The organism is Paenibacillus sp. LS-5, from assembly GCF_056121505.1.
The window spans coordinates 1-233 of sequence record NZ_JBWAVA010000134.1 but is presented as its reverse complement, the minus strand read 5'-3'; the positions used below and the strand labels follow the sequence as shown (position 1 = coordinate 233).

Annotated in this window: 1 protein-coding gene; it reads left to right on the top strand. The window is 57.9% G+C overall.

From position 1 onward, the window contains the following. Positions 1-194: hypothetical protein (locus tag AC0MA3_RS26765; protein ID WP_474658389.1), on the top strand; the 194-nt coding region annotated here is incomplete at its 5' end. Positions 195-233 lie beyond the last annotated feature (39 nt).

The window sequence follows — 233 nt, the reverse complement described above, 5'->3', positions numbered from 1 at the left end:
TCGAATGTTCTAGCGAAGCCATCAGACTGGGTCGACGCGGCTCGCGCGCCACCAGCCTGGATCAATTTTCGTCGGGGACTCGACATCAGGAGCGGCACAGGCGTGTTGGAGTAACGGGCTGGCGCGGGCGTGAATTGAAAAAGATGGCAGGAGCCGACACAACGGGGATTGCCAAAGGGGAGCGAGTGGAATGACAAAGCCTATTAGGATTGCGATCAACGGTTTCGGCCGAA